4 protein-coding genes and 1 pseudogene are annotated in these 2,867 nt (G+C 25.4%); all 5 read right to left on the bottom strand.

What is annotated here, in order from left to right:
- On the bottom strand, positions 1–595 hold a 595-nt coding region (locus JG677_RS07665; protein ID WP_200286051.1), incomplete at its 3' end, for an alpha/beta fold hydrolase.
- A 1-nt stretch (position 596) separates the two neighbouring features.
- On the bottom strand, positions 597–812 hold the full coding sequence (locus tag JG677_RS07660) for a type II toxin-antitoxin system Phd/YefM family antitoxin (RefSeq protein WP_200169074.1): 216 nt from the start codon (positions 810–812) through the stop codon (positions 597–599).
- 61 nt (positions 813–873) lie between these two features.
- A complete protein-coding gene (locus JG677_RS07655) occupies positions 874–1,911 on the bottom strand; it encodes a D-alanine--D-alanine ligase (protein ID WP_200169073.1) in 1,038 nt (345 codons plus the stop codon).
- An 11-nt stretch (positions 1,912–1,922) separates the two neighbouring features.
- Positions 1,923–2,474, bottom strand: coding sequence for a Holliday junction branch migration protein RuvA (ruvA, locus tag JG677_RS07650; protein WP_200169072.1), 552 nt, complete (start codon positions 2,472–2,474; stop codon positions 1,923–1,925).
- Positions 2,471–2,867 (bottom strand): annotated as a pseudogene (locus JG677_RS07645) (flagellar assembly protein A); the annotation flags it as partial. The gene ruvA and the pseudogene JG677_RS07645, both read right to left, overlap by 4 nt.

Raw genomic sequence — 2,867 nt, 5'->3', positions numbered from 1 at the left:
GGGTATCTTTATCATCAATACCCCAAAAAATTAATGATTTAGCTTTTTGTTCTTTAAAAATAGTTTCGTAATTTTCATCAACTACCTTTTTAAAGGTTTCATACATTAAACTATTCATATGAGCTACATCTTTACTTGCAAAGAATTTATAAAAAGAGTTTAGACCTAAAAATTTTAAACATTTAAAAATATAAATTTTTGTTTTTATTTTTAATGATTTTTTAGGAACTATACCAGCGCTTGAAAGCAAAATTAATATTTGATTTTCTTGACAAAGCAAAGTGCTTAATTTTCCTCCAAAAGAATGCCCTAAAAAAACATCAATATCTAGTTTTTTTTGGATTAGAAATTCTTTAACAATTGAAGCATAATCATAAGAATTTAAAGCTTCACTTATACTAGATTTTCCAAAACCTGGCAAATCTAAATAAATTTGACAAAAAGAATTAAGTTTTTTTTCAAAAGCTTGTTTCATAAGCTCTTTATTAGCCCCCCATCCGTGAAGGATTAAAATTTTTAGTTTTTTATCTTGATTAATTAATTCATAAGAGAGTTCATATTTTTTTTCTTTAAATATTATACTAGTTAATGCCATTTTAAACCTTCTGATCTGTGTAGATTTTTTCTAAAAGTTCTAAAGCATTTTGTAAGCGTTCGTATTCTTCTATATTGAGCATCACAGCTTCAAATTTATTATTTTTTAAAATGACTATTTTTCCTGATTTGCTTTTTTTGAGTTTGTCTATAATGGGACTAAAATTCCTTACAACTTCTGTGGCAGTGTAAATTTCATCTTTTTTAAAAGAAAGCATATAACAATCCTAAAATATGTTAAATTTTATGTAAAATTTAACATATTTTGCCTTAAAAAGCCTATAATTTACCTTTTTGCCCGTTGATAGAATTTAAAAATTTATATTCAATTGAAAGTGATTTTTCATTTTTGCAATTTTGTGCTAATTTTTGCAAAAGCTCTGTAAAATTATCAAAAAGATAGTTAGCTAAAGATCCTGGATTTGGATTAATTTCATTAAGATAAATTTCATCATCAATAATAAAAAAATCACAACGTATTAATGCCCCTTTAAAAAGAGGATTGTAAATTTTTTTAAAATTTTCTTTAAGTTTTTCTTTAAGTTTTTCTTCTAAAGGAGCTTCTTGAACTTTTGCATGAGAAGAGAAACTAAGATATTTTTGTTCAAAATCTAAATATTCTTGTTTTTTTGGTTCTTCTATAATTGAAAAAATAAACTCATCATCTATCATGCAGCCTGCTAGATTATATTCTTTAATATTATTTTTAAAACCTTCTACTAAAATTTCATCATCAAATTCAAAAGCTACATCTTTAGCGTATTCAAGTTCTTGTTCGTTTTTTGCAACACTTATTCCTATACTACTTCCAAGTCTAGCTGGCTTTAAAATAACCGGAAATTCAATATTTTGTTTTTGATCATCATATCTTTTAATCATAGTATAAGGTAAGGTTTTAACTCCAACTTTTTGTGCATAAAGTTTTGTTAATTCTTTATTGTATGATAAAACACTTGCCTCTAATCTTGCCCCTATATAATTTATCTTATAAAAATCAAATAAAGCTGCTATTTTGCCATCTTCTCCATCTTTTCCGTGTATAAGATTAATTACGCAATCAAATTCTATTTTTTTTTCGTTAAAAATATTTTTTTGATAAAAACCTGCATTTTTAAGAAAAATTTGTTTTTCTTTTTTGTATAAGCCTTTACAAAAAGTTTTTGAGTTCATTTTCTCACTTGGAATAAGATAAAAATTTCTTTCTAAATCACAAAATATAAAAATAGTTTCTTTTAAGATTTTTTTTAGAACTACTGCACTAACAATGCTAATTTCGTGCTCATAAGAATTTCCTCCAAAAAGTATTGCATAAGTCATTGTTTTCTCCTTTAGCTTAATTTTTTAAGCGCTTCTTTAATTAAATCACTTGTGTTGTTTGAAGTGCAATTTGATAAAACTTTAATGATTTTATCTTGTTTAAAACCAAGAGAGATTAAAGCAGCTAAAGCTTGTGATTTATCATCGCTAATTTGTTCTAAATGGGTTTTAGCATCGCTAAGTTCTATAAGTATGCGTTTAGCACTTTTTGGTCCTATTCCTGGTACTTTTTTAAAAATATTTTCATCATTAAGACTTAAAGCCTTATAAAATGAATTTACATCAAGACTTGAGCATATAGTCATAGCTGTATTAGCACCTATGCCATTTACTTTTAAAAGCATTTCAAAAATTTTTTGCTCTTCTTTATCTAAAAAGCCATAGAATTTATTAGAATCTTCTTTAATGATTTGAGTAATTAAAAATTCATATTTTTGTCCAAGCTCAACTTTTGCCGAGCAAAATAAAGAAATAAATACACCATAACTTAGCCCATTAATACATTTAAGTATGATAAAAGTAGGTTCTTTCTTTGTAATTATTCCTTCGATACCAACAATCATTGTATATCCTTTTCATCATAATCTAATTTCCTATCAATTTCTATAGTTGTTTCTTTTTTTATAACTCCTATAGATTTTGTTTTTTCGTGTTCTAAGATAGAGTAAAAAGCCATTACTTTTGGGTGTAAAAATTCATATTTAATCTCATTCATATTTCCCCATTTGCCGCTTTTATTAATGAGTTTTGCTCTTAAAAGTTCATTTTGCAAAAGATCTAATTCTTGTAAAATCTGATTTTTTTCATCTTCTAATTTTTGTCTTTGATTTTGTTGTTTTGTTAGCTCTTGATTGTAAAGATGAAAGTCTTTAATAATTTTTTCATATTGTAAAGGGATAGGTTGGTTTGAATTTTTAAGCTCAAGAACTTTTTTTTCTAAAGCATATATCTCTTCT

It is taken from the genome of Campylobacter sp. TTU-622 (assembly GCF_016598965.1).
In the GTDB taxonomy this organism is placed as follows: Bacteria; Campylobacterota; Campylobacteria; order Campylobacterales; family Campylobacteraceae; genus Campylobacter_D.
This window is presented reverse-complemented; position numbering and strand designations above follow the sequence as displayed.